Source organism: Xanthomonas sp. WHRI 1810A, from assembly GCF_040202885.1.
Taxonomy (GTDB): Bacteria; Pseudomonadota; Gammaproteobacteria; order Pseudomonadales; family Pseudomonadaceae; genus Aquipseudomonas.
The window spans coordinates 110,275-133,620 of the sequence record NZ_JBEGED010000012.1; the positions used below are offsets into that span (position 1 = coordinate 110,275).

Annotated in this window: 24 protein-coding genes and 1 other RNA gene; 7 read left to right on the forward strand and 18 right to left on the reverse strand. The window is 59.1% G+C overall.

From position 1 onward, the window contains the following. Nucleotides 1–44 precede the first annotated feature (44 nt). The 6 genes from lldD to ABQX22_RS18135 all read left to right on the forward strand — a co-directional run bounded on the left by lldD (nucleotide 45) and on the right by ABQX22_RS18135 (nucleotide 6,698). The gene (gene lldD / locus ABQX22_RS18110) at nucleotides 45–1,199 is read left to right on the forward strand and encodes an FMN-dependent L-lactate dehydrogenase LldD (RefSeq protein WP_349801243.1); all 1,155 of its coding nucleotides are present in this window, start codon (nucleotides 45–47) and stop codon (nucleotides 1,197–1,199) included. 61 nt (nucleotides 1,200–1,260) lie between these two features. After that, nucleotides 1,261–4,071, forward strand: coding sequence for an FAD-binding and (Fe-S)-binding domain-containing protein (locus ABQX22_RS18115; RefSeq protein ID WP_349801244.1), 2,811 nt, complete (start codon nucleotides 1,261–1,263; stop codon nucleotides 4,069–4,071). A 207-nt stretch (nucleotides 4,072–4,278) separates the two neighbouring features. Then, on the forward strand, nucleotides 4,279–4,569 hold the full coding sequence (locus tag ABQX22_RS18120) for a hypothetical protein (protein ID WP_349801245.1): 291 nt from the start codon (nucleotides 4,279–4,281) through the stop codon (nucleotides 4,567–4,569). A gap of 111 nt (nucleotides 4,570–4,680) precedes the next feature. Next, nucleotides 4,681–5,072, forward strand: a transfer-messenger RNA (tmRNA) gene (gene ssrA, locus ABQX22_RS18125). 231 nt (nucleotides 5,073–5,303) lie between these two features. After that, a complete protein-coding gene (locus tag ABQX22_RS18130) occupies nucleotides 5,304–6,293 on the forward strand; it encodes an ATP-binding protein (RefSeq protein WP_349801246.1) in 990 nt (329 codons plus the stop codon). Nucleotides 6,294–6,383: 90 nt separating this feature from the next. Next, the gene (locus ABQX22_RS18135) at nucleotides 6,384–6,698 is read left to right on the forward strand and encodes an STAS-like domain-containing protein (protein ID WP_349801247.1); all 315 of its coding nucleotides are present in this window, start codon (nucleotides 6,384–6,386) and stop codon (nucleotides 6,696–6,698) included. A 147-nt stretch (nucleotides 6,699–6,845) separates the two neighbouring features. Here the strand turns inward: ABQX22_RS18135 and ABQX22_RS18140 are convergent, their stop codons facing one another. The 3 genes from ABQX22_RS18140 to ABQX22_RS18150 all read right to left on the reverse strand — a co-directional run bounded on the left by ABQX22_RS18140 (nucleotide 6,846) and on the right by ABQX22_RS18150 (nucleotide 7,890). Beyond that, nucleotides 6,846–7,052, reverse strand: coding sequence for a hypothetical protein (locus ABQX22_RS18140; protein ID WP_349801248.1), 207 nt, complete (start codon nucleotides 7,050–7,052; stop codon nucleotides 6,846–6,848). Nucleotides 7,053–7,153: 101 nt separating this feature from the next. Further along, nucleotides 7,154–7,684 carry a hypothetical protein gene (locus ABQX22_RS18145; RefSeq protein ID WP_349801249.1) on the reverse strand — a complete coding sequence of 177 codons (531 nt, stop codon included), beginning with the start codon at nucleotides 7,682–7,684 and terminating at the stop codon, nucleotides 7,154–7,156. After that, nucleotides 7,681–7,890 carry a hypothetical protein gene (locus tag ABQX22_RS18150; RefSeq protein WP_349801250.1) on the reverse strand — a complete coding sequence of 70 codons (210 nt, stop codon included), beginning with the start codon at nucleotides 7,888–7,890 and terminating at the stop codon, nucleotides 7,681–7,683. The genes ABQX22_RS18145 and ABQX22_RS18150 overlap by 4 nt, the downstream gene beginning before the upstream one ends. Nucleotides 7,891–7,988: 98 nt before the next feature. On the opposite strand from ABQX22_RS18150, the gene ABQX22_RS18155 reads away from it, so the two are divergent. Next, complete coding sequence (locus ABQX22_RS18155; RefSeq protein ID WP_349801251.1) at nucleotides 7,989–9,629, forward strand: methyl-accepting chemotaxis protein; 1,641 nt, start codon at nucleotides 7,989–7,991, stop codon at nucleotides 9,627–9,629. A 561-nt stretch (nucleotides 9,630–10,190) separates the two neighbouring features. On the opposite strand, the gene ABQX22_RS18160 is transcribed toward ABQX22_RS18155, so the two are convergent. The 15 genes from ABQX22_RS18160 to ABQX22_RS18230 all read right to left on the reverse strand — a co-directional run bounded on the left by ABQX22_RS18160 (nucleotide 10,191) and on the right by ABQX22_RS18230 (nucleotide 23,269). Then, nucleotides 10,191–10,538, reverse strand: a complete 348-nt coding sequence (locus ABQX22_RS18160) for a helix-turn-helix domain-containing protein (protein WP_349801252.1) — start codon at nucleotides 10,536–10,538, stop codon at nucleotides 10,191–10,193. Between the two features lie 384 nt (nucleotides 10,539–10,922). Next, nucleotides 10,923–11,363, reverse strand: coding sequence for a structural protein P5 (locus ABQX22_RS18165; RefSeq protein ID WP_349801253.1), 441 nt, complete (start codon nucleotides 11,361–11,363; stop codon nucleotides 10,923–10,925). Continuing rightward, nucleotides 11,363–11,770, reverse strand: coding sequence for a DUF1353 domain-containing protein (locus ABQX22_RS18170; protein ID WP_349801254.1), 408 nt, complete (start codon nucleotides 11,768–11,770; stop codon nucleotides 11,363–11,365). The genes ABQX22_RS18165 and ABQX22_RS18170 overlap by 1 nt, the downstream gene beginning before the upstream one ends. Further along, entirely contained in the window at nucleotides 11,767–12,189 is a 423-nt protein-coding gene (locus tag ABQX22_RS18175) for a DUF4376 domain-containing protein (RefSeq protein WP_349801255.1), read from the reverse strand. The genes ABQX22_RS18170 and ABQX22_RS18175 overlap by 4 nt, the downstream gene beginning before the upstream one ends. After that, nucleotides 12,186–12,473, reverse strand: coding sequence for a hypothetical protein (locus ABQX22_RS18180; RefSeq protein ID WP_349801256.1), 288 nt, complete (start codon nucleotides 12,471–12,473; stop codon nucleotides 12,186–12,188). The genes ABQX22_RS18175 and ABQX22_RS18180 overlap by 4 nt, the downstream gene beginning before the upstream one ends. Then, the gene (locus ABQX22_RS18185; protein ID WP_349801257.1) at nucleotides 12,473–13,306 is read right to left on the reverse strand and encodes a hypothetical protein; all 834 of its coding nucleotides are present in this window, start codon (nucleotides 13,304–13,306) and stop codon (nucleotides 12,473–12,475) included. Before ABQX22_RS18185 ends, ABQX22_RS18180 begins: the two co-directional genes overlap by 1 nt. A gap of 3 nt (nucleotides 13,307–13,309) precedes the next feature. Then, a complete protein-coding gene (locus ABQX22_RS18190) occupies nucleotides 13,310–13,804 on the reverse strand; it encodes a hypothetical protein (protein WP_349801258.1) in 495 nt (164 codons plus the stop codon). A gap of 3 nt (nucleotides 13,805–13,807) precedes the next feature. Then, a complete protein-coding gene (locus ABQX22_RS18195; RefSeq protein ID WP_349801259.1) occupies nucleotides 13,808–14,068 on the reverse strand; it encodes a hypothetical protein in 261 nt (86 codons plus the stop codon). Further along, a complete protein-coding gene (locus ABQX22_RS18200) occupies nucleotides 14,059–14,616 on the reverse strand; it encodes a hypothetical protein (RefSeq protein ID WP_349801260.1) in 558 nt (185 codons plus the stop codon). The genes ABQX22_RS18195 and ABQX22_RS18200 overlap by 10 nt, the downstream gene beginning before the upstream one ends. A gap of 28 nt (nucleotides 14,617–14,644) precedes the next feature. Beyond that, entirely contained in the window at nucleotides 14,645–16,174 is a 1,530-nt protein-coding gene (locus ABQX22_RS18205; RefSeq protein WP_349801261.1) for a hypothetical protein, read from the reverse strand. A 17-nt stretch (nucleotides 16,175–16,191) separates the two neighbouring features. Then, on the reverse strand, nucleotides 16,192–16,872 hold the full coding sequence (locus ABQX22_RS18210; RefSeq protein WP_349801262.1) for a hypothetical protein: 681 nt from the start codon (nucleotides 16,870–16,872) through the stop codon (nucleotides 16,192–16,194). A gap of 17 nt (nucleotides 16,873–16,889) precedes the next feature. After that, complete coding sequence (locus ABQX22_RS18215) at nucleotides 16,890–17,306, reverse strand: hypothetical protein (RefSeq protein ID WP_349801263.1); 417 nt, start codon at nucleotides 17,304–17,306, stop codon at nucleotides 16,890–16,892. 2 nt (nucleotides 17,307–17,308) lie between these two features. After that, entirely contained in the window at nucleotides 17,309–19,039 is a 1,731-nt protein-coding gene (locus ABQX22_RS18220) for a hypothetical protein (protein WP_349801264.1), read from the reverse strand. Then, the gene (locus ABQX22_RS18225) at nucleotides 19,039–19,548 is read right to left on the reverse strand and encodes a hypothetical protein (protein ID WP_349801265.1); all 510 of its coding nucleotides are present in this window, start codon (nucleotides 19,546–19,548) and stop codon (nucleotides 19,039–19,041) included. Before ABQX22_RS18225 ends, ABQX22_RS18220 begins: the two co-directional genes overlap by 1 nt. Before the next feature lie 79 nt (nucleotides 19,549–19,627). Then, nucleotides 19,628–23,269: a phage tail tape measure protein gene (locus tag ABQX22_RS18230; RefSeq protein WP_349801266.1), complete on the reverse strand. Its 3,642-nt coding sequence runs from the start codon at nucleotides 23,267–23,269 to the stop codon at nucleotides 19,628–19,630. Nucleotides 23,270–23,346: the final 77 nt, after the last annotated feature.

Below are 23,346 nucleotides of genomic sequence, written 5' to 3' on the forward strand. Positions count from 1 at the left end.
GGCGCGCCCGGCCGTTCCCCGCTCACTCAACGTTGCGAGACCCCATGATCATTTCTGCCTCCACCGACTACCGCGCCGCAGCGCAACGCAAGCTGCCGCCGTTCCTGTTTCACTACGCCGACGGCGGCGCCTACGCCGAACACACCTTGCGCCATAACGTCTCGGACCTCGCCAGCATTGCCCTGCGCCAGCGAGTGTTGAAAAACATGTCCGAGCTGAGCCTGGAAACCACTCTGTTCGGCGAAACCATGAGCATGCCCGTCGCACTCGCGCCCATCGGTCTGTGCGGCATGTACGCCCGGCGAGGCGAAGTGCAGGCCGCGCGGGCGGCAGCGGCCAAGGGCATTCCCTTCACGCTGTCCACGGTGTCGGTCTGCCCGATTGAAGAAGTCGCCCCCGCCATCGACCGCCCCATCTGGTTTCAGCTGTACGTGCTCAAGGACCGTGGCTTCATGAAAAACGCCCTTGAGCGGGCCAAGGCTGCCGGGGTCAAGACGCTGGTGTTCACGGTCGACATGCCAGTGCCCGGCGCCCGCTACCGTGACGCTCATCACGGCATGAGCGGCGTGAACGGCCCGATGCGCCGCGTGCTGCAGGCCATGACCCACCCGCAATGGGCTTGGGATGTGGGCATCAACGGCCGGCCCCACGACCTGGGCAACATCTCGACGTACCGCGGCAACCCCACCGGGCTCGCCGACTACATCGGCTGGCTGGGGACCAATTTCGATCCGTCCATTTCCTGGAAAGACCTGGAGTGGATCCGCGATTTCTGGGACGGCCCGATGCTCATCAAGGGGATTCTGGACCCAGACGATGCGCGTGACGCCGTAAAATTCGGTGCCGACGGCATCATCGTGTCCAACCACGGCGGCCGCCAGCTCGATGGCGTGTTGTCCAGTGCCCGCGCGTTGCCGGCCATTGCTGACGCCGTGAAGGGTGAGCTGAAAATCCTCGCCGACTCCGGCATTCGCAGCGGCCTGGATGTGGTGCGCATGATCGCCTTGGGCGCCGATGCCGTGTTGATCGGTCGGGCATTCATTTACGCCCTCGCCACCCACGGCGAGGCCGGGGTGAAGAACCTGCTGGACCTGTTCGAAAAGGAAATGCGTGTGGCCATGGTGCTGACCGGCGCCAAATCCATCAGCGAGATCAACCGCGACTCCCTGGTCCGTGAACTGAGCGCCTTGGCGCCCTGACACCGCGCACGCGGCACGCCAGAGGCCGCGGCGAAACCCTGATGATTGATGAGGAAACCCCATGAGCCTGCCCGCCTCCTTCCTGGCCGATGTCCAGGGCCTGATTCCAGCGGGGCGCCGTTTCGACGATCAGCTGTCCACGCTGGCCTTCGGCACAGACGCCAGTTTTTACCGGCTGATCCCCAAGCTGGTCGTTCGTGTCGAATCCGAAGATGAAGTCGTGGCGCTGCTCAAAATGGCGCAGGCGGCCAGGGTGCCGGTGACCTTTCGTGCTGCCGGCACCAGCCTGTCCGGGCAGGCGATCAGCGATTCAGTGCTGATCGTGTTGGGGGATAACTGGAACGGCCGCGAGGTGCGCGAACAGGGCGGCCAGATTCGTCTGCAACCGGGCGTGATCGGCGCCCAGGCCAATGCCTGGCTGGCACCGTTCGGGCGCAAGATCGGGCCGGATCCTGCGTCAATCAACGCCGCGAAGATCGGCGGCATCGTCGCCAACAATTCCAGCGGCATGTGTTGCGGCACTGCGCAGAACACCTACCACACCCTCGCCGGCATGCGCATCGTGCTGGCCGACGGCACCCGCGTCGACACCGAAGACCCTCAAAGCGTCGCGGCCTTTCGCGGCAGCCACGCCGATTTGCTGGAACGTCTTGCAGCGCTGGGCCGCGACACCCGCGCCAACCTCGAACTGGCGGCGAAGATTCGTCATAAATACCGACTCAAAAACACCACCGGGCTGTCCCTGAACGCGTTGGTGGATTTCGAAGAACCGCTGGATATCCTCAGCCATTTGCTGGTGGGGTCGGAAGGCACGCTGGGCTTCATCAGCGCGGTGACCTACGACACAGTGGTCGATCACCCACACAAGGCGTCGGCACTGATTGTGTTTCCGGAGGTTGAAACCTGCTGCAACGCAGTGACCGTGCTCAAGACGCAGCCGGTGTCTGCCGTGGAGCTGCTGGATCGGCGCAGCATGCGCTCGGTACAGGACAAGCCGGGCATGCCGTCTTTCGTACGCGAGCTATCGGAAAACGCCTGCGCCTTGCTGATCGAAGCCCGCGCCGCAACGCAACCGCTGCTGCATGAGCAGCTCGCGCAGATCATGGCGTCCATCGCGCATTTCCCGGTGGACAAGCAAATCGATTTCACCGAAGACCCGCTGGAAAACGCGCGTTTGTGGGCCATCCGCAAGGACACCTTCCCTGCCGTGGGCGCCGTGCGCGAGACCGGCACCACCGTGATCATCGAGGACGTGACCTTCCCCGTCGAGCATCTGGCACTGGGGGTGCGACGGCTGATCGAGCTGTTCGACAAGCACCGTTACGACGAAGCCATCCTGTTTGGCCACGCGCTGGAGGGCAATCTGCATTTCGTCTTCACCCAGGGCTTTAACGATCCGCAGGAAGTCGCGCGCTACCAGGCATTCATGGACGATGTGACGCAGTTGGTGGCCGTGGAATTCAACGGCTCCCTCAAGGCCGAGCACGGCACCGGGCGCAACATGGCGCCCTTCGTCGAGCTGGAATGGGGCAGCGACGCCTATCAATTGATGTGGCAACTCAAGCGACTGCTCGACCCCAACGGCATTCTGAATCCCGACGTGGTGCTGAGCACCGATCCGCAGATTCACCTCAAGCACCTCAAGCCCATGCCTGCTGCGGACGAGATCGTCGATAAATGCATTGAGTGCGGTTTCTGCGAGCCGGTGTGTCCGTCGAAAGGCCTGACGCTCAGCCCGCGCCAACGCATCGTCATCTGGCGCGACATCCAGGCCAAGAAACGCGCGGGCACCGACACCACGGAGCTGGAGCGTGATTACCACTATCAAGGCATCGACACTTGTGCGGCGACGGGCCTGTGCGCGCAACGTTGCCCGGTGGGCATCAACACCGGCGCGCTGGTGAAAAAACTCCGCGCCCGGGAAGCCACCCACGACAAAGCGGCCGGCTGGCTCGCGCACCACTTCAACACAGCACTGCAAGGGGCAAGGTTCACGCTGCATGCCGCCAACGGCGCGCGGATGTTGCTGGGCGCGCCGAGGCTGGGGAAACTTTCATCGGCGCTGAGCAAGGCATCGGCAGGACGTATCCCACAATGGACGTCCGCAATGCCCCAGCCCGAAAACGCCATTCGCTTCACGCCACCGGTTGAAGATCAGCGCCCTCGGGTGGTCTATCTGGCGGCGTGTGTGTCCCGGGTGATGGGCCCGGCCGCCGGTGATCGCGAGCAAATGTCGCTGCTGGACAAGACACGCGGGCTGCTGGAAAAGGCGGGTTATCAAGTGGTGTTTCCGGAAGGTCAGGACAGCCTGTGCTGCGGGCAGCCGTTTGCGTCCAAGGGCTATGCCGAACAGGCCGAAGAGAAGCGTCAGCAATTGCTCGCCGCATTGACCAAAGCCAGTCGCGGCGGGCTGGACCCGATCTACTGCGACACCAGCCCCTGCACATTGCGACTGGCCGAAGACCTCAAGGAAACGCGTCTGGACCTCTACGACCCGGTGCGCTTCATCCGCACCCATCTGCTGGACAAACTGGTGTTCACCCCACAGCAGGAAGCCATTGCCGTGCACGTCACCTGTAGCACACAGCATTTGGGCGAAAGCCAGGCGCTGATTGATCTGGCGCGGCTGTGCAGCGTCAATGTGGTCATCCCCGAAGGCATTCACTGCTGCGGTTTCGCGGGAGATAAAGGCTTCACAACGCCTGAGCTGAACGCACATTCACTGCGCACCCTCAAGAACGCCGTCCAGCATTGCAGCGAGGGAATCTCCACCAGCCGCACCTGCGAAATCGGTCTGACCCAGCATGGCGGCATTGATTACCACGGGCTCGTTTACCTGGTCGACCGGGTCACGCAACCAAGAACCGCTTGATAAAGGCACAGGGCTTGGAGTTCGACGCTGTTTGTTACCGAATGTGTGATATGGCTTTTTCGCATGATTGTGAAAAAAAATAGAACCCCTGCGTTTGAGGGCAGTCCATCTGTGTAAGCCCCACGGCAACGACGGAGCTTAAGACTTTCTCGGACATCGGCCCTCTACAGCGGCCATACCGAGTCCCCAGGCTAAAGGAGATACAACATGAAGCGCACAGCAATCACTGGCTTGTTCCTGACCGCAGCACTGATGGGTTCCCCGGTATTCGCGGCTGATGACCTTTGCGGCGCAAACCTGCAAACCCTGAAAGACGCCCAAACGTCTTCCGGCACCAACCTGAGCCAAGACACCAAGGCTGAGCTTGAAAGAACCCAGCAAGCGGCCATGAAAGCCAAAGCAGCCGGCGATGAAAAAGAATGCATCGCCCTGACCACCAAAGCTATCACTGAACTGAAAACCACCGGTTCGGGCAGCGAAGGCGCTGCCGCTAAGTAAGACGGGTGCGGGCCAGCGAAACGCTGGCCTCCCCCGATGCCGAGCACGATGGTCGACGTATCTTATTGATTCGGGTACACTCCGCGACCTGACTGCTAGGGCAGCAGATCTGGGGCCGATTAGGATTCGACGCCGGTGATGAAACTCTAGGGGCATGCCGAGTTGGTAACAGAACTCGTAAATCCACTGTTGCAACTTTCTATAGTTGCCAATGACGAAACCTACGGGGAACAAGCTCTCGCCGCGTAAGCGGTGCTAGCCTTCCTCCTGGCAGCTTCGGCTCCAGCAATCATCAGGGGATGTCTGTAAACCCAAAATGATTGTCATATAGAACAGAATCGCCGTGCAGTACGCTGTGGACGAATCGGCTAAAACTTACACAGCTCGCCCAACGCACCCTGCCAATCGGGTCGCAGAGGGTTAACTTAATAGATCTGGCTAAGCATGTAGTCCCGAAAGCGGAGTACTGGCGGACGGGGGTTCAAATCCCCCCGGCTCCACCAAACAAGCGTTACAAATCAGGCACTTAGCGTCTATCGCAAGTGCTTTTTTTGTGCCTTTTGGGGCTGTTTTGGCTTCGAAATGCCAGCTTAATGACAGCTCAGGCGTCAATGCCGCGTCCAGTCATGTGCGTGAACATGGTGTGACAGCCTGCAAGCGTCAAAATTTAGAGAATTGCTGTCGGTTCAGCCTGAGGCTATAGTCTCTGACCGTCCAATCCAGGGAAGAAGTACGTGAGCAATGCGAGTCATCTGTACGAGGAAAATGCTCTTTATTTTCCCTCCACGCTCAGTTCTTCCGACCCAAGTGAACTGATCAAGTTCTGTGATTCGGTCCTGAAGTCCGAGGGCGACTTGGTACTGGACGCGTCTGAATTTAAATTTATTGATCCGTTTGGGCTCGCCACCCTAAGAGCGACTCTCGGGGCGTTGGAAGGTGATCGCGAGGTCCACTTGCGGTACATGACGCCATCCATGATCTCGTATCTGGTTCGTATGGATTTTTTTGTGGGCTTGAGCGTCGAAGGGTACGATGTTGAGAGTGGCAGGAACCCGGCGGGTGAACCCGATAACTGTGTGGAACTGTTGAGCGTCACCAACTCTGATCAATCGGAGGAAGTCGCATCTAGGCTTGTCCATGCAATGACCGGCATCGAACGTGACCCTCAGAAAGCCGAGGAGATGGAGCCATACCGCCGACCTCTCGAATACGCTTTGAAAGAGTTGTTGGAAAATTCGCTCTCCCATGCCAAAAAGGATGGAAATGGCGGTTCCTGCGTGTGGGTGGCATGCCAACATTTTGCTACCAGCGGCTCAGTACGATTGGCTATTGTGGATAACGGATGCGGTTTTCTGGCGACGCTCCAACATCACGCTATGCTCCTTGAAAGAACGCATGGGGCCGCCATTAAAATTGCCCTTGTAGAGCGGGTAAGCTGCAACAGAGGCCCTCACATTGGCTATGAGACCGATAGCCAAAATCAGGGTGTGGGGCTTACGACTACGGCTAAAATAGCGGCAGCCGCGGACGGACATCTGGTGATAGCAAGCGGCGATGCCTGGTGCAGAACCGATGGTGATTTCGAAGGCATTCTCGAAGGCTGTAAATGGAAGGGTGTAGCGATTGCGTTCCAGTGCAAGCGCGATTTGCTTCCTAAGATTGACATTCCGTCGCTCCTTCCTAAGGTGGATAGCACCCTGGACGACGAGATAAATTTTGAATAATACTGCTGGGCCGTTGTCGTAGCTTTGTAGCTCGAGAAATCCCCCAGCAGGCCGATACAACATGTACGCGAAATCATCGAGGTAAGCGTTATGCAAACCCTAATCAATTTGGCGGCTGGGTCAGAGACCGTTCGCACGCTAGGTTTGAGGGCGTCCGCTACTCCATTTCGAAAACAGATCGAAAATCAACTGGATAGCGGGCGCTATGTGGTTATTGATTTCTCTGGGAAGGAGGCTACTCAATCCTTTGTGGACGAGCTGATCGGTTCGCTGGTCCTCCGACGAGGCCGCAAGGTGGTCTCTCAGATGACGTTCAAAAACTGTCCTGATGATGTGAAATCCATCATCAAGTTCGTCATCAATGACAGATTTCAACAATTGACGGAGGAAAGGGCGATAGCTTAGATCCACTCAGGCCACGCTCTTGCCCAGTAACAACCGAAGAAGCCCCGACGAATACGCTCGGGGCTTTTTTCTGACGGTTTTCCCATTGGCTCCAACGGTTGGCCTTGCCAGATCAAGATTCCAATCGCATGGCCGTTGAACTGCGCTTCAGGCCAGCTCCATTTCTGTCGCAATCTCGTCCGCCGTAAACCCTTTCGCAAGCGCCCTGCAGGCGTCGTTCGTCATCTGTGTGATCGCCTTTTCCTCGAACTCTCCCGCCAGGCTGGCGGCCTTTCGGACAATCTTCAGCGCCAGCCCAGGTGGAAAAGCCGCTTTCTTGGGATTCGGCAAATAATCCCGTTCAATTATCGACATACAACGTTCTCCGTCACTGCCCGAAGGCCCGGTTCGTTGGGTTGGGAATTCCGCGGTCACACCTTCCATCTGGCAAGCTATCGCTTGGGCCGTCTGTTTTTTCAAATGGCGCGGGTGGAGAACTGTTCAGGACGCGCGGCGGGCGGCTTCAACGTAGCGGCCGCAGCCGCGCTGACGGACGCGGAATGCGCTTGGGTAATCTGGAATAAACGGAGCGCGGTCGCCTCAACCGAAAGCCCTTCGGTTATTGCGCCATAGATCTGCGCGTCATAGCCCGTACCCGGGGCGGCGAGGCCCATGATCCCAGCGATGCGGGATTTTTCAGCGGCTTCACTCAGTGACGCTACTTTTTGCCTGACCGGCGCGGCCACTAAACCCCCGCTCTTCGACAGGCTCGCGATCAGACCTTCCAGCGAACCCAGGCGGTGAGCAAGACCAGATTTCACTGCCGCCGCACCGACCAATAAACCGCCATGGCCCCCCATTGCCGGCACCCGACCAGGTGCGACACCCAGATTGCGGGCGACTTTGTTTTCAAATACAGCGGCCATCGCATCAACCGTTTCGCCCACCTTTGCCCGGCCCTGCTCAGTCGCCAGATCCGGCCGCTTATTTGGCGCATTGCGACTCACGATTTCGTACCGTTTTGCCCCTTACCAGTGTCGGCATCCACCGAGACCTCTACCACCACGCCAACGCTGAGGACCATGGCGGTGTCATCGACGACAACTTCATGCCCGGCCGAAGCGATCCAATAAGCAGCCGAGGGAGCGGAGTAGATCAACTGTTGCCGCATCAGTGAGTATCTGCCTGAGTCATTCAACGTGATGTCGGCCACCCCTTACACCGTCCAGTGGTCGCGTTGATTTCAAGTTAGCTCCCACTAGGCCGATGATTCGGAGACGTGCATCCTAAAACTTCTGTCGAGTACCCTCCATGTCCTGGCTGAAAAATCTCAAATTGAAGCCCAAACTGCTGATTGCATTTGGTTTGTGCGCATTGATCACCGTAATCGTAGCGGCCCTCGGCCAATTGGGTGTTGCCAAGCTGTACGGGCAAATGCAGAACATCGTTAGCAATAATCTGGTCTCAATACAAAAAACTGACCTGATCAAGGCAAATGTTATTGCCACCAACCGTGATTTTTTCAAAGCTATCGTGCTGACTGCTGCGAATGCCAGCAAAGACGATATCAACGCCGCCATCCAATCGTATCGCGATAATCAATCCGAAGCTCAAACCTCGTTCAAGGCTTATCGTGCCACTCCTTTAGAGGCTGATGAACGTGTGGCCGGCGATGATTTTGAACGCGATTGGTCCGCTTACATTGCGGCTATGGACTCTGGTTTCACGGCACTCACAAACGCTGATGTAGGACTGGCCAGAAAAATCGCTGTCGACAGCGTCACACCGGCGTACAACAAAGTTGTCAGCGAAATAGAAATCATGACCGAGTCAAACGCTCGCCAAGCTAACGAAACCACTCAAGATGCAGCGAGCACAAACGTCCAGGTCACCTGGATCCTGATTATTGGATGCCTGATCGCCATTGTTTGCGCGATCGCACTCGGCATGATTGTGACGGCCATGATTACTCGTCCCATTTATAAATCGGTGGAGAGCGCGGGCCGGGTCGCAAAGGGCGATTTGACCCATCCCATCGAAGTTCAAGGCACTGATGAAACTGGACAGCTCTTGCAATCGCTCTCGGACATGCAAAGCAACCTTAAAGGCACCGTGCAGCAGATCGCAAATGCATCAGACCAACTGGCCTCTGCAGCAGAGGAGCTGACGGCCGTCACTGAGAACAGTACGCGCGGGCTGGTGACACAAAACGACGAAATCCAGCAAGCGGCCACCGCAGTCAATGAGATGACTGCTGCCGTTGAAGAAGTCGCGCGTAATGCGGCCAGCACGTCGCAGATATCCAGTCAGACCGCTGAAGACGCCTCAAAGGGCCAGAAGCAGGTGCAGCAGGCCGTGACGGCCATCAACACTGTAACCGTTGAAATCACAGACTCCACCCAACGCGTGGAGGCCTTGGCTGGACAGATCCATGAAATTACCAAGGTTCTAGAGGTCATTCGTGGCATTGCCGAACAGACGAACCTGCTAGCCCTGAACGCTGCGATCGAGGCCGCAAGAGCGGGTGAGCAAGGCCGAGGTTTCGCTGTTGTGGCCGATGAAGTACGCGCACTGGCCCATCGTACTCAATCTTCAACAGGTGAAATTGAAGCCATGATTGATCGGGTTCGTAACGGAGCTGACGAAGCGGTGCAGGCCATGGGTAAAAGTCGGACTCTCGTGCAAAGCACCCAGGCGTTAGCGACAGAAGCAGGGCTAGCGCTTGAACGAATCAGCGAAGGCGTTAACCAGATCAACGAGCGCAACCTGGTGATTGCCAGCGCTGCAGAGGAACAGGCTCAGGTAGCCCGTGAAGTAGACCGCAACCTAGTGAACATCCAGGATCTGTCTACGCAGACGGCCGCTGGGGCTAACCAAACCAGCGCATCAAGTCAGGAGTTATCGCGGCTGGCTATTTCGTTTAATACACTGGTAGGGCAGTTTAAGGTCTAAAACTGAGAAAAATCTGCTAAATGTTTATAGGTGCCGGACATCTTTGTTCAGCTTTTTTGTGAATAGCGCATGGACGTTATAACAGTTATGGAAACACTGTCTGACACATCGACCTTAATGCTGGAGTTCGCTAAATGGCTTTGCCAGACGCTACGCTGAATCGGCTTTGTTCAGTCGTCGATGAGCTCGTCCATGCGGTTCGCGCCAGCAGATCAGCGAGCCTCCATCTACAGCTTTCGGAATACTGCTTAAAGCTTCGTGACAATGGAGTATACGACGCGAAGGAATGGGAGCGTTTGGCACGCGACTTAGAAAATGCTCGTCCTGCTTAAAGGGTCAGATCTAAGTAATGGCACATCCTTAAAGCAGAAACGATCGCAGGCGGAGCGTCCCCGTACTCTGGCGTTCTGAGTGTGGTCGTCACTTAGGGGTACCTTCCATCGGTCTCGATAGGCGTGGCGTCCTGCCAACTTAGATCCCCCGCCCTCCTCTACGTCTTCACCTGGCCCAAACTCAAAGGGGTTGCCACACCCGGCAGTCATTCCCTCAAATGCAGACATGTCATCTTGGCTGTGCGTATTTGACTTGTTCGCGGTCCGACAAAGACGATGAAAGGCGCTTAAAAGCCAAGCGATCACCGAGGTCAAGGGTGCGGTAGTCGCAAACCACCATAGACTCTTCGTCGGTAAGGCTTTCTAGAGCCAATGGCATGCGCTTCGCCAAGACAACGTACAACAGGTCTATTCCACCGACTGCGACACTGGCTAGATAATCTGCTCGCGGGATGCGCTTACCACTCTCATAAAGCGCCTGAGAGTTTGCTTCCACATGCCCCAATTGCGCAAGAGCCTGTTGTGTCAGGCCAAGTCTTCTACGCTCTTCCCTAAGCCGACTGCCTAAACTATCCATAAACTAGCGCTCCTATTCGAATGAATGACCATACGCCTAAAGTCGTGGGACGGGGTCTTCATTCTGCGGGGACTGGGAAGTTTGCGCCGGACGGGGCTTTTCGTGGCTCCGAGTGTCTATCCAAACCTCCTCTGGCGATGCGAGGTCAACAAGATATTGAATCCCACTTATAGAGGTGCGCCGCCTGCAGCCGTTACGAGCCCCTGACGCGGCGGCAGTTATTGAGTACCTTCGGCGTTGAAGGTCCAGAGCAAGGCAGGTCGGTGTAGACCAGCTCATCCAGCAATGCCCACTCGCCCACCCTGTACGGGAGCAGCGGCGGAACGATAGAGAACTGGCCGGTGGCGCTGCCGACTTAGGGTAAGCGCCAGATAGCACTCGCGCTCATGCCAGAGCCCGCCGCACACCTTCCGCGATGACGGCAGGCGCATAAGGGTTGCCGCCGTTCTCGTGCGCAATGATTGCCGTCACAACTGCCGTGAGGATCCGAGGTTCACGGATGTTGATGCTTTGGACCGGGCCAACGCCGGCAGCCTTTGCAACGGCGTTCACGTAGGCGCTGGTGTTGTTTTCTACCGACGGTGCCCAGCGGTTGATCGTTTCGTGGATCGTGTCGATACCTGGGCCGCCGACGCCGGGCATCCCGTCTTTGCCGCGATATGCGAGCAGCAGCTTGCCCAGCGCGCGGATGCCGTTTTCGGGCGTGTCAAAGCGAGCAAAGCGTTTTTCAATCTGCGGATCCGGCGGCAGTTGTCCCTGCCAGGCGTTACGCGGGTTGTAGTCGATGTTTCCGGGGTTGTTGTTGCGCAGTCCGCGAGCGGTCATCACTTTTCTCCAGGCGAAAAAAACCCCGAACTGGTCGGGGTCGTTGTGTAGTTTTTGGCGCCACCTATTCGGACGCCGGCCCAAAAGAGCCAGGCCCGCCATCGCGCCACGCCTTCAGCGCGCAGCGCTCGGTACAGCACGGCGTCGGCCTGCTTGCGGGTGACTTGCCCGGTGGTGTACAGCCAGTCATGGACGGTCGCCGCGTAGTTGCCGTAACCGGACACCAGGGCGTACAACACGAACAGAAAAACGTTGTGCAACACCTTGATGCTGGCAAAGTCGGTGGTGAATCCCACGGGCACAGTGATTACCTGCAGGTCATCGTCCGCCAGTACCAGCTCGCCCAACAGCGTGCGCGTCTCCCGGCCGATCTGTTCCGTCTTCAACGTGGTGATGAATCGACTCATAACGGCCACCACTGGTCATCATCGAAATCGGTCGGGATCGGTTGCATCTGCTTGAGGTTGCTGCCCGTAAAGATCAGTGATTGCTTGCGCGCGGCACTGACCTTGCCAAACTCCACCACCGTCTGCGCATCCATGGGCACCCGGCTGTTATCGTCGGCAATCCACTCGAAATCCTCGTCTGGGTCAGACCAACGCAGATCCCCCGCCTTGGCCCCCATCACTATGGCCATAAACGCCAGCTGGGCAGACCCCGAGATATTTTCCCGGTCCCCGCCCCGCGACTGGTACAACACGCCGTTGAACGTCACGCCGGCGTCGATTCGGCGGTCACGCTCGGCATCCACAGCCGATTGCTTTGTACTCAGGACCTCCGCGTCCTTGGCCACCTTGGTGATTAACTGGCTCTGATCAATGCTCATGGCAAAACCACCTCGCCGTCCGGGACATCCACCAGGTCCTCCGGGAAGGCCTGTGCCGTAGTAGGTTTGCCCGGAATGGGAAACAACAAAGTCACCCTCAGCTCACCATTCTCCATATGCACATCATCCGCGAACCAGTCGGAGCCAATGGCCAGTCGCGGCAAGGTAGAGCCCTCAGTCATGAACGAAAAATCGAACACTTCGCCATTAAGGGTCAGAGTGTTGCCGGCCTTTCTCACAGTGAGCGATGTACCGTTGAGCTGCGGAGAAAGTTTAATTCGCATCAGTACCACCTCCCCGTTGCTTTCAGGGTTACATAACAAAACTGAGCAGGAGTCCATGCCGCCTCAACCTGCGCCACCGCTCCGCTAGAGGCATACGCCGTCAACCGCTGCACATCGAGGTTGTTGCTGCCCTGCGGGTACGCAACGCCAACTTGCACGACGATGTTAGGAAGGTATGAGGCAGCAAACCCCGCAAAGGCTGCCGGGAAGGTCCACGAATAGATCGTCTGCGGTAGCGGCGGCGAACCGTTGTACGCCAAGCTGACAAAGAACCAGCACTCCTGTGTTCCGTCTGCATATCGAACGTAGGTGCCGTTGGCGTTGGTGCCAGATTCAACGATGGCCCCAGTCGGCACACCGCCCGCCAGACCCAAAGGACCGACAACATTGCTCTTGGTGTACACGCTGCCGGGGATCGACAAGGGGTAACCGGTGTTCCGCACGTAGTCGATCATTTTCCAGTTGCCACCACCCAACGATTCCCACTCTGCTACATCGCCCGCCGCCGTGGCGAAACTGACGCTGGCCATCAATTGCAAGGACGTGGCGTTGTGCGTCAGGGTCAGGGCCGTGCTGAACAGCGTGGTGCGCTTGACACCCTCGGGAACACTGTCAAAAGCCGTGATCGTGGTAGTACCTGTGATCTTGATCGTATTCGCGGCTGCCGCACCAATTGCCACCGTGGCGGCTGACGCCAGCGTTACCGGAGGCGCCTCATTGAAGTGCCCCGTCATGGCAAGGCCTCCATCAAGGGACAGCTTGCCCGCGCGCAGAGCTTTGATGTCAGCGCCAATCGCCTGAGCGAGCGCGACAACTCGGGTGATCAGGCTCATGATTTACGCCCTGGCAGTGGTGTACGCGGTCACCAAATCTGACTCCGGATCACCAACACCGATGTTCTGGCACGCTTGCAGCTTCTGCGCGGCGCTCAGCGTCTGCACGTCATCGAAGCGCACCCGGTTGGCCACGGCCGTGGTGAGCGCCGTCAGCAAACCTTCATCGCTGACAATCAGGTCCTGAAGCTCCTTGAGGGTATCGAACGCCGCACTGGCACCACCCATGATCGACGCTTGCACGGCGGTCTTGGCCAGTTCAATCGAATCAAAGATCTTGTTGGCAGACCAGGTGACGGACACTGCGCCATCGCCAGCGGTGTCATCGATCTTTGCGCCGGACGAACCCAGCAAGCCGTATAACTCGTTTACAGCCGCCACCAGGTTGCCCTTGGCCGTGGTGGACAGCGCGGTCAGATCGCCCTGTTTGACGGTCAGGGATTTAACGTCGGCGCCGATGGCCTGGGCCAGGGCGATAATCCGAGTTTCAAGAGACATAACTTATCCTTTGGCGAGAATGTAATAGTTCAGAGGGTCAGGGGTTAAATCGTCGGACACGTACAGCTTCTGGTCGGAACCAAAGGTGAGTCGGTTGTTAGGGTCAGAACTGACGTCGGCAGCACCCACCCCGGGCGGCCCTTGCTCGCCCACGGTGACCACCTCGATTTCGGTCATTTCGAAGGCCACCGCATACTCCCGATCGACCGTGGCCAGCTCCCGGTTCTCGACCTCGAAGGTGACCACCTGGACGGCTAGCGACATTGGATGGCCCCTTCAAAAAAGCGCGTGACGGTAACGGCGGCAAAGATCACGTCGAAGGTGTAGCGCAGGCCTTCGCCGGTGAGCAGCGCGGTCTGGGCAGCGGTCATTTCCCGGGTGAACGTGCCGGCAGTGGTGATGACCAGGCCGGTGCCCACGCCCAGGGCAAACAGCAGCTCGGCATTGCGGTACACGCTCAGCAGCGCCGTGGCTTCGGCCAGATCCACCGCACGCCGGTAGATCAGTTGCCCGCCCACGGGCTTGAGGCCGCTGGCCGACAGCGCATTGATTTCCAGCGTGTCGCCGTCGATGACCCTGGCGCGATGCGGCAGCTGCTTGAACGGCTCGCGGTTGATATCCGGCATACCTTGGACACCGCGCACCCAGACCGGCCAGGCGGCCTCTAGATCGTGGGCCACGACGTTAAGCCGCGCAGGCGCGCCGGAAAGCCCGGTGATGTCGCGATAAACGAATTCAGGCTGCATGATCCGCACGGTGTCGCGGTAAGTAGTTCCCGGTGTAACGGGCAGGTCTTGGCGGGCCGGCTGCATGGCTGGCTTCTCCTAAGTTGGAAGGGGGTTAGACCCAGTTAACTTTATCGGGACTTAAAACAATGAACTCGTCGGTAGCCGGGTTGTAACTGCCGTAGTGGCGCTTGTCTGCCGGCAAGAGCAAGGGCGCATCTAGCGCGTGATAGCCACGCGTCGTGATGACGCCTTCAACGCGCTCTATCTGATCGCCTCCATAATCAACCGCCGTAACCGCGATCAAGTTATTGCTGTACAGCACGAATGAAGACTGTTTATTGCCGGCATAGTAATGAGGAAGATCACCGCCACTGCCGGCAAGACCGGCGCCCGAATCAGTCCACATCTTGAATCCCGTGTTTTCATAGACTTCAGTTATAACCTTCGAGCCATCAACACTGACAACGGTCAATGTCCCGTCATCCCAACTGGAAGACACAGAGTATTGATTTGTCATGCTCCACGGCGCGCCCGGCCCCAGCCACGTTACAGTGCCTTGCCCAGAGGCGACGCCGCCACCGGTTATGTTCATGTAGCCGGGGTCCAGTGTCTGGCTGCCGCCATCGCTGTACTCTTCGCGAATCAAGGGAGACACAGTAGTGGCGGTAAAACTTGCCTCTCCTCTTACATAGGTGTCATGAAACTTTAGGTAACAAGGCTTCGGTGTTTCACCATCAAACAAAACCATGACCAACCATTGAACGGTTGATTCCCAATTTAACGGGCCGTTCCATACCCCAGATTCACCAGTAATGACTTCAACTGTCGGCGAAAATTCATATGTAACCGTATCCCCCAGAGTTTCGTCGCGGATAATCGGTTGCCTGTCAACTTCAACTAAGTCTCCGGAATTCCCAAATTTGCTGTAGAGCGTTTCGCCTGAGGATACTTCCTCCGAATAAATGTCATCAAAGCCAAACAGCACTTCACCCGTTACGGATAACGCATTCTCGATCAGGGCCAACGACACTTTGTAAAACCCAAAGGCACGCGGGCGAAAATCCACATCCCGTTCGGCGCTGCCAGTAGCCGGGTTAAACAATGACCATGCCAGTACCGCAGTGCGCCCGGTGCGGCTTACGCTATGCAAGCGCACGGCCACATCGCTGGCGGCACCCAGGTTGCCGAACAGCTTCAGCCGAGTCGTAAAGTCTGTCTGCCCGAACGGGGCGGTAAGTCTTGTCGTGTGGGTCTCAGGCGCCACACCAAACTCGCCAAACCGGGTCAGTGTGATCTGTACCACGGTAGATTCCGCGTCAATGGTTCCCGGGATAAAGCTCGCGCGCCACCGGCTACCGTCCTCAGCCTGGAAGATCCAGCCCTGCAAAGAGCGGTTATACAGGCTGCTGCCCGTGATCAGCGCTTGCCCGGCCCAATACTCGCCCCCTGGAGGAGCGCTGGCCGCCTCTTCAGGCGTGATCGGCTCGATTCCCTCCACCTGTATCAGGTGAGTATCGCCGGGGCCGTACAGTGAGGTTTGCAGACCGGGCGGCTGAATGTAAGGCCGCGTGTCGCCGTTTGGGAGGTGGACTACAGCCCCGCGCACCATTCCGTGCCAGGGCCAGACCAGTGTTCTATTCATGGGGCGCCTTCACCGTGCTAGACCTGGCCCTGATCATTGTCGCCGGTCGCAACTGTCGCGGCGAAAACCGTACGATTCACCACGAACCAGGCGCCGCCCAAAGCGAGCATGTCATACCGGGTGATGCTCGATGCGGACGCCACCAGCACACCGCCTGCCACGTTCCGGATCGGGGCCGATTCAGAGGCCAGGGAACAATTACTGTCATCGGGGCCGAAGTTCAGAATCAAGATTTCTAGCCGCCAGGCCTGAGCGCCTTCGGGAGGCGATGGAAAGTTAATCGTAAAAGGCTGGGGCGCACCCACGAGCAGCGACCAGGTGGTGCTCTGATTGGCCAGGCTGACAACAAAGTCAAAAGCCATGTTGATCGGACTGCGGATCGCCCCGCCGCTGCCAATGAGCGCCGACAGCTGATTGAGGGTGCCGGCGGTGACTGCGCAGTAAAGGAAAGTACCGGCCGGCCAGTCGCTCGCCGTGGTGCCTTCCTGGGCGCGCACCATCGACGCGCCGCCGAACATGACCCGCACCGCGACAATCTCCACCGACGCAGCATCGGCCGGACTCTGTGAACTAGAAAGGGTCAACATGTATTCGCCGTCCGGCAGCAGCCCCAGCGCACCGGCCGGAATTGGCACCGTGGTTTCGCTGGCCGCCAGTGCGGCGGTCAGCTGGGTAGTCCAGTTGTTCACAAAATTCATGTCGGGCCCTATGGGTTTTATTCAGGGGTGATCGGCTGCGCCAGATTGATTACCGCTTCGCCGCCGTTGGCGTCGGTGAGCACCAGTTTTTTTATTGATGGGATCGTGAACAGTCCGTCACTGCTCAGCAGGCCGTTTGACCAATATTCGCGTTTTGTGAAGTCCGTTTCGGTCAGCGGGCTGGCTATCCCGCCCGACGTTGTCGGGACGTTTTTCGGGTTGTAGGTGCCCTTCCCTTTCGTGGCCGGAACCGCGCCACGTGCTTGCAGCACAGGCAGGGTCGTGGCTTGCCGCTTGGCCGTCACCAGGCGGTTGAGATCATCACTGACCTGGGCGCCCGAGCCGCCACGGTCGCGGCTGACGCTGGCCCCTATGGATTGGCGCTCCGCAACCAGCGCGCCGCCGCCGCTACGGCGGTCACTTTCAAGACTCATCGTCAAAGCTCCAGTGGGTCGTTGGGGATTGTCAGGCGATAGGTGGCCGGGATATCGACCACCAGTTCATCGCGCAACTCCGCCGCAATCTCTGATGCCGTGATCTGCAAACGCCGTTCGAACACGGGCAACGTCGGGTCGGCGTTGTCGTAATTGCCGGAAAAACCATCCAGCGTTTCGTCATACACCGGCGAATCATTCTTTCCACCCAGCTGGGTGGCCAGTTCCGGCGCCACGATGTCCTCGGCCTGCGCCGTCACCTGATAGGCCGGCGCGGTCAATGGATCCTGATAGGTGCCACCGCAGCGCATCACCTTGACGGTCAGCGTGGTGATGGCTGAACCGCTACCCAGGTCAAACGCGTCCACAACGCGACTACAGCGCGCCTGCGCGATGACGCCCTGATCTTCAAGCCGCAAGGTGTGGACCAGGTCAACGTCCAGCACCATGCTGGTCGGAACGCTCCAGCTTACCGCCGTGCCAGTGTGGGCCAGCACCACGGTGGTTTTGGCCTGATTCAGCAGACACTGCAAGGCGGACAAGCGCCGTGATTCGTCACGTTCATCGACGTGACCCGACTCACCATCCGCCGCCGTCGGCACATCCACACCGAACGCCGTGCCCTCCCAGGCCTCTCCGATTTCCGTGGTGTAATCAATCGACACCGAGTCGCGTGCAATCACTTCGCCGGCCTGCGCGACACTGGCGTCGGCCACCACCGTCAGCGCGTATTTCTCTGTCACTGACTGGGTCCAGCGACGGCCGCCGGTGAAGGTCACACCCAACAGCAGGTCGGGATAACCGTTAATCCACGGAATCCCGTTGCCGCAGATGTCACCGCCAGATCCGGGGGTGCGCTGGTAGATCGGCGATTTGATAATGCTCATGCCGGCGGACGACGCAGAGTCCTTGACCATGGCGATATCGGGCAGCTCCGAACTGGCCTGACGCCACAGGCAGAACCCTTGCGTGCCGCCCAGCCCGCTGGTCTCCGGGTGGGTCCAGGTGAACGTCTCGTTCAACTGATGCAGCCGTGAAAACCTGTAGCTCGCCTCAATCACCACGGTATTGGTCAAGCTGGTCAGATCCGCGTAACTGACGCTCACCGAGTCGTAAAGGGTGGTGCCTGCGCCGAACGTAAAATCCACGCCGGCGGCGTACCACGATGTCAATCGCAGGTCACCGCCCGCTGACCCTTCCAGGCTCGCCTGCACCGTGCCCAGCCGCTCGCCGAGGTAATCCCAACGGCTACGGCCCTCAGGGCTTTCAAACACGTCCAGCGACCAGAACGCCGGCACCAGGGCATCCACCTCGGCCACGCTCAGCTTTTCAATGCGCTGCTGGAGCTGGTCGCCGCAATGGCACACCAGCAGGCGCCCGATGGCATTCCATTCCGTCGTCACGACGCGCCCAGTGTAACGGCGCTTTTCTGTCGTAACCCCGAGCGTGGTGGTGAGGTAGTCAACGGACACTTCACGCCCGACCCAATCCATGGGCAGGACTGGCCCCGGCAACATCTGCAAGGTGAATGAGGCGACCCCGGCCGCGCCCCGCTCGCGGTCCACTTCGACCTGACCCGTCAGGCGGGCCGTGAAATCGATCCCACCCACCAGCACCCGCAGCGCCCAGCGGAAGGCATTGCCCGGCACGATGGGTTGCGGATCCTTGACTACAACGCCGTATCCCCCGCCGTTCAGCGGCCCCGCATTAAGCAGTGTTCCGTTGAGCAGCATCAGATTTCTTCCCAGGCAATCGACCAGCCAAAGGTTGCCTGGGAAGCGCTCATCGACTTGGGCGGCTTGCTCGCAAATACGTTGTAAACCGGCATCCACTGCACCATGTAGCGGGTCGCACCTACCACCAGGTCCACCGTGGCCACCGCCTCGATCACGTTGCACACGGTGGGCACCCAGTCAGCGCCGATCAGGGCGAACGCCTGCGGATGCGTATCGGGTCGCGGGAGACTGGTCAGCGTGTGGGACAGCCCGTCGCCCACGATGCTCTCTTGCGCGGTCAGGCGCAGTTCCAGCGGCTGGCTGTAATCCAGACCGTCCAGCCCGGGCGGCATCCAGCCTTGGCCACTGATCGCGCCAGACGCCTTGCCCCAGTGGGTCATTTTCACGCCGGCGCCGCCAGAGAGCCGCACCACAGTTTCGCCCAGCAATGGCGTGTCGGATTGGTCCGGCGCGCCGGCATGCAACACGATGGGAATGCCACCCAGGGTGACAAGGGGAAGGCTCATGCAATTACTCCGGGCACAAAAAAACCGCCACGCGGGCGGTCCGTTTGAACAAAAAAGGTTAGCGATTGGTGGTCACCACCTAAGGCTTGTAGGGGGCGCCAAACTTTATCCGCTGATTGCGCAGCATCCGTCCCATGTCCTGACGTTCCACCTGCACCTGGTAGGTTTCACCACCAGCGTCAAGGCTCAGGCTGCCCCAGTTTTCCGGCGCCCTCGGTGCAGCCTGCTCAAGCAAACCCTGGCTCGGCGTGTCGACGCTGGGGAAAAAGCCCGGGCTGACTTCGCCACCCACCGCAAACCCCGGCAAACGGCGTTCGTTGAGGCTGCGCAGCAAGGCCGGACCGTAATGCCGCACCGCCGCTGCGCGCATAATGAATTCGCCGTTCGACACCCTGGCCAGAATGCTGTCACTGGTCCCTGTGCCCGGCCCCCGCACCATGTCGCCCCTGGCAAAACTCGGAATTTCACTGCTGGCCACCGCCGGCGCACCGTCCGCCCCCGTTACCGTAACGGGAATGGTCAGCGTCCTGCGCAAGCCCTCGGCCATGGTCGCCAGCTGGCTTTGCGTATCGGCGACCGAATTGGCATCCACTGCCGTTTCGACCGGCACGTCCACCGCGTCCAGATCCGACACATCAGGATCGACATCGACCGGGATATCCCCCTGCTGATCCAGCTGGGTTTTGATGGCCGAGGCCGCATCCGGGGTGACCTGGGGTTTAACCGCAACCCCCACCGACTGGTCGGAATAACTGGTCTGCCCCGGGACGTATTTCAGCTGTCCAATTTGGGTGGCCGCAGCGGGAGTATCTACGTCGGGCTGGGCGGTGCCACCGACCTTCTTGACCAGCTGGTCCGCCAGGTTGGTGCCTTGCGGCAGGGCGTTGGTAGCTATGGCCGGATCTACCGCCTGGCCGAGGGACGTTTGCAGGTCACGCAGTTGCTTTTTGACCTTGTCCATCCCCTCTTCGGACAGCGTGGGGGTGATGGTCAGCGTTTTCAGGCTGGCCAGTTCCGCCTTGAAGTCCACGGCCTGCGCGGTGGCGGTCTTTAACCCTTCCTGCGCCTTGTCCAGAGATATGCCGTCAGCCTTGGTTTCAATGGCTTGCAGCTCTTTGATGAATCCGGAAAAGCCGTAGGTGTTTTCGCCACTGTCGGCCAGCTTCTGAATCATCTTCAGGGCGGAATCCGCCTGCTTTTTGGCCGTGACCAGATCACCGTCTTGCAAGGCTTTCCGCGCGCTCACCTTGAGCGACTGCGCCGCACCGTAACTGGCATCCGTGGAACCGGCCGTGCCATCCATGACCGCCAGGGCGTCGGTGTATTTCTTCTTGGTGTCGACCTGCTCTTTCAGGGCCTTCTTGATAGCGGCCGTCGCGGCACGCTGCGCCGCCACCTGCTTGGCCAGCGCGTCCTTGGTATCTGCTGTCAGTTTGGTCTGGAGCGCGTTTAGTTTGGCGCTTTCGGCCTGCGCATCGTCGGTACGCTGTTTCTCGTAAGCGGTTTCCGCCTCCAGCGCCTTGCCGTAGTCACGGGACTTCTTGAACGCGTCCAGCGCCTCCTGGGTGACGGGTGCGGTCGGCCCGTTTTTGGCCGAGTCTGCGCGGGCAATTTGCTCGGCCAGTTTGGAGTAATAGGTCTGCGCGTTCTGGAGGCGCTGCACGTAGGCTTTACGCTCGGTCTCCGACATGCTGGCTACTTCGGCCGAGGTCGAAACCAGTGTGTCTTTGTACTGCGCGTTGGACCGAATCAGGTCATCCAGCGTTTTCGCTTGGTCCTTTTGCGATTGTTCCAGCTTTTCCATTTCCGAATACAGGCTGTACAGTTCGGCCAGCTGACCCAAAATGACCAGGTAACCACCGGTGCGCAAAGCAGCGCCCAATCCGCTGCCGAGGACCGTATTCAACTTCCCAGCCTTGGCCGCAGTCCCGTCAAACGCTACGCCCGCCGCTGCGGCCTCCCCGGAAATTTTACCAAGGCCACCTCTGAACAGGGTCAAGACTGCGCCGGCCGACCTGATCGCCAACGACAACGTGCCCGCTGCTACGCCCAGGGAAACGACCGATACCACGCCATTACGCACTGGCTCTGGCAGGCTGTTAAAGGCGTTGAGCAGATCCGTCAGCATGTTGATGACAGGAAGCCCGGCCGCCACTGCCGCGCCAAAGGTGTTCTGCAGATCCTTCATGGCCGCGTTAAAGCGCTGCATCTGCGCTTCAGGCGTGTCTTTCATCTTGTCATAGGCCGCTTCCGTAGCGCCCGCTGCATGGTTCAGCCGGTCCACCTGATCGGCAAACTGCCCGTAGTTTTTGGACAGAGCCAGAATCGCGGTACGCCCTTCGGTGTCCGGGATGATCTGGCGCATGGCTTCAAAACCGATCTTCTTTTGCGCGATCTGCTCGATGGTCGCGGTCAGGCCCTTCCACTCGATACCCAGAGCTTTCATGGCCTTGGCCGCTTCCGGTGCCGGCGCAGCCAGCTGGTTAATGGCACTGGTCAGCCCGGTAAACGCCTGGGGCGCCTGAATACCCTGCACCGTCATCCGCGCAATGGAGGACGCCACCTCGGAAAAGCTGACGTTGGCAGCGGCCGCCGTGGGCAGCACCTGACCCAGACCTGCCGAAAACTGGTCGAACGACACCACGCCGTCCTTGATCGCCAGAAACAGCTGGTCGTAACGGGTGTCCAGATTGCCCATGCTTTCGCCATAGGCGTTGATGATCGACACCCCGACGCCGGCGGCGGTCTTGGTGTCAGCCATGCCGGCCACTGCCGCCTTGGTCGAAGATGCCAGAACCTTCATCACGTCCGCCGTCTCAACGCCGCTGCCCAGCAGGTCATAGACCGCCGCCGCGCTGTCACTCGACTCTTTGCCCATGTCGCGACTGATACCGCGAATACCCTCGGACAACCCCTTGAGCTGTTCGTCGGTCAGATCGGTGATCGTGCCGATGGCCGCAATTTGTTGCTGGAAACTGGCGAAGCTGGTGAACGAGCTGCCGGCCGCAATCGCGAAACCGGCAAAGGCCGCAGCACCGGCAATAATCTCGGCGCGGACATCACCCAATCCACCCCGCCAGGCCTCGGTCGCACCGGTCAGGACGCGGGTCTGTGTGGCTGAATCGGCCAGTGCTTGACGCAAGGTGTTCTGGCCGATGGCCAGTTCGGTCGCGGTCAGTTTGCCGGTGGATTTCAGTAAGGCGAATTGCTGTTGCAGCTTGGCAATCTGCGCTGTGCTCTCGGAATATTTGCTGATGCCCAGATCGACCTTGGCCGTTTGAAGATTCTTGTCAGCCTGGCCGGTAGACAGCCGCTGCGAAAGCTCACCCTGAAGACGCTTTTGCTCGCTGGCCAGGTTGCGAGTGTCTGTGCCGGCCGCCTGCAGTTCGCGACGCAACTTGGCCAATTGAACGCCTTGAGAAACCTCCTGACGTTCCAGCAGCTTGAGCTGATTGGTCGCGTCGCGGTATTCGACCTGCAGCTGCTTCGTCGGAATGGCCGTGGAGGCCATCTGGTCGCCAAGCGCGCGCACGTTGTCCCGCGCGGTCGCCAACTGCCGCCCGGTCTTCTCAACCGTTGTTTCCAGTTCACGAAAACTGTTGATCTGGCGCAACGGTTTTTCAACTTGACGCACCAGGTCTGCGAATTCTTTACGGAACCCGCCAACGCTCCGGGTTGCTTGATCCACATCGGCCGTTAGCTTGAGTTCGATATCAGACACAGAGACTCACTTGGCTGCCTTGATGGCCGCGTTGAAATATGACCAGGGGTAATACAAGGCATTGGCATGCCCCAGAC

Excerpts from the sequence above, each read along its gene's own strand:
- lldD (WP_349801243.1), top strand. The coding sequence starts at position 45 with ATGATCATTTCTGCCTCCACCGACTACCGCGCCGCAGCGCAACGCAAG.
- ABQX22_RS18115 (WP_349801244.1), top strand. The coding sequence starts at position 1,261 with ATGAGCCTGCCCGCCTCCTTCCTGGCCGATGTCCAGGGCCTGATTCCA.
- ABQX22_RS18120 (WP_349801245.1), top strand. The coding sequence starts at position 4,279 with ATGAAGCGCACAGCAATCACTGGCTTGTTCCTGACCGCAGCACTGATG.
- ABQX22_RS18135 (WP_349801247.1), top strand. The coding sequence starts at position 6,384 with ATGCAAACCCTAATCAATTTGGCGGCTGGGTCAGAGACCGTTCGCACG.
- ABQX22_RS18140 (WP_349801248.1), bottom strand. The coding sequence starts at position 7,052 with ATGTCGATAATTGAACGGGATTATTTGCCGAATCCCAAGAAAGCGGCT.
- ABQX22_RS18155 (WP_349801251.1), top strand. The coding sequence starts at position 7,989 with ATGTCCTGGCTGAAAAATCTCAAATTGAAGCCCAAACTGCTGATTGCA.
- ABQX22_RS18160 (WP_349801252.1), bottom strand. The coding sequence starts at position 10,538 with ATGGATAGTTTAGGCAGTCGGCTTAGGGAAGAGCGTAGAAGACTTGGC.
- ABQX22_RS18165 (WP_349801253.1), bottom strand. The coding sequence starts at position 11,363 with ATGACCGCTCGCGGACTGCGCAACAACAACCCCGGAAACATCGACTAC.
- ABQX22_RS18170 (WP_349801254.1), bottom strand. The coding sequence starts at position 11,770 with ATGAGTCGATTCATCACCACGTTGAAGACGGAACAGATCGGCCGGGAG.
- ABQX22_RS18175 (WP_349801255.1), bottom strand. The coding sequence starts at position 12,189 with ATGAGCATTGATCAGAGCCAGTTAATCACCAAGGTGGCCAAGGACGCG.
- ABQX22_RS18180 (WP_349801256.1), bottom strand. The coding sequence starts at position 12,473 with ATGCGAATTAAACTTTCTCCGCAGCTCAACGGTACATCGCTCACTGTG.
- ABQX22_RS18185 (WP_349801257.1), bottom strand. The coding sequence starts at position 13,306 with ATGAGCCTGATCACCCGAGTTGTCGCGCTCGCTCAGGCGATTGGCGCT.
- ABQX22_RS18190 (WP_349801258.1), bottom strand. The coding sequence starts at position 13,804 with ATGTCTCTTGAAACTCGGATTATCGCCCTGGCCCAGGCCATCGGCGCC.
- ABQX22_RS18195 (WP_349801259.1), bottom strand. The coding sequence starts at position 14,068 with ATGTCGCTAGCCGTCCAGGTGGTCACCTTCGAGGTCGAGAACCGGGAG.
- ABQX22_RS18200 (WP_349801260.1), bottom strand. The coding sequence starts at position 14,616 with ATGCAGCCGGCCCGCCAAGACCTGCCCGTTACACCGGGAACTACTTAC.
- ABQX22_RS18205 (WP_349801261.1), bottom strand. The coding sequence starts at position 16,174 with ATGAATAGAACACTGGTCTGGCCCTGGCACGGAATGGTGCGCGGGGCT.
- ABQX22_RS18210 (WP_349801262.1), bottom strand. The coding sequence starts at position 16,872 with ATGAATTTTGTGAACAACTGGACTACCCAGCTGACCGCCGCACTGGCG.
- ABQX22_RS18215 (WP_349801263.1), bottom strand. The coding sequence starts at position 17,306 with ATGAGTCTTGAAAGTGACCGCCGTAGCGGCGGCGGCGCGCTGGTTGCG.
- ABQX22_RS18220 (WP_349801264.1), bottom strand. The coding sequence starts at position 19,039 with ATGCTGCTCAACGGAACACTGCTTAATGCGGGGCCGCTGAACGGCGGG.
- ABQX22_RS18225 (WP_349801265.1), bottom strand. The coding sequence starts at position 19,548 with ATGAGCCTTCCCCTTGTCACCCTGGGTGGCATTCCCATCGTGTTGCAT.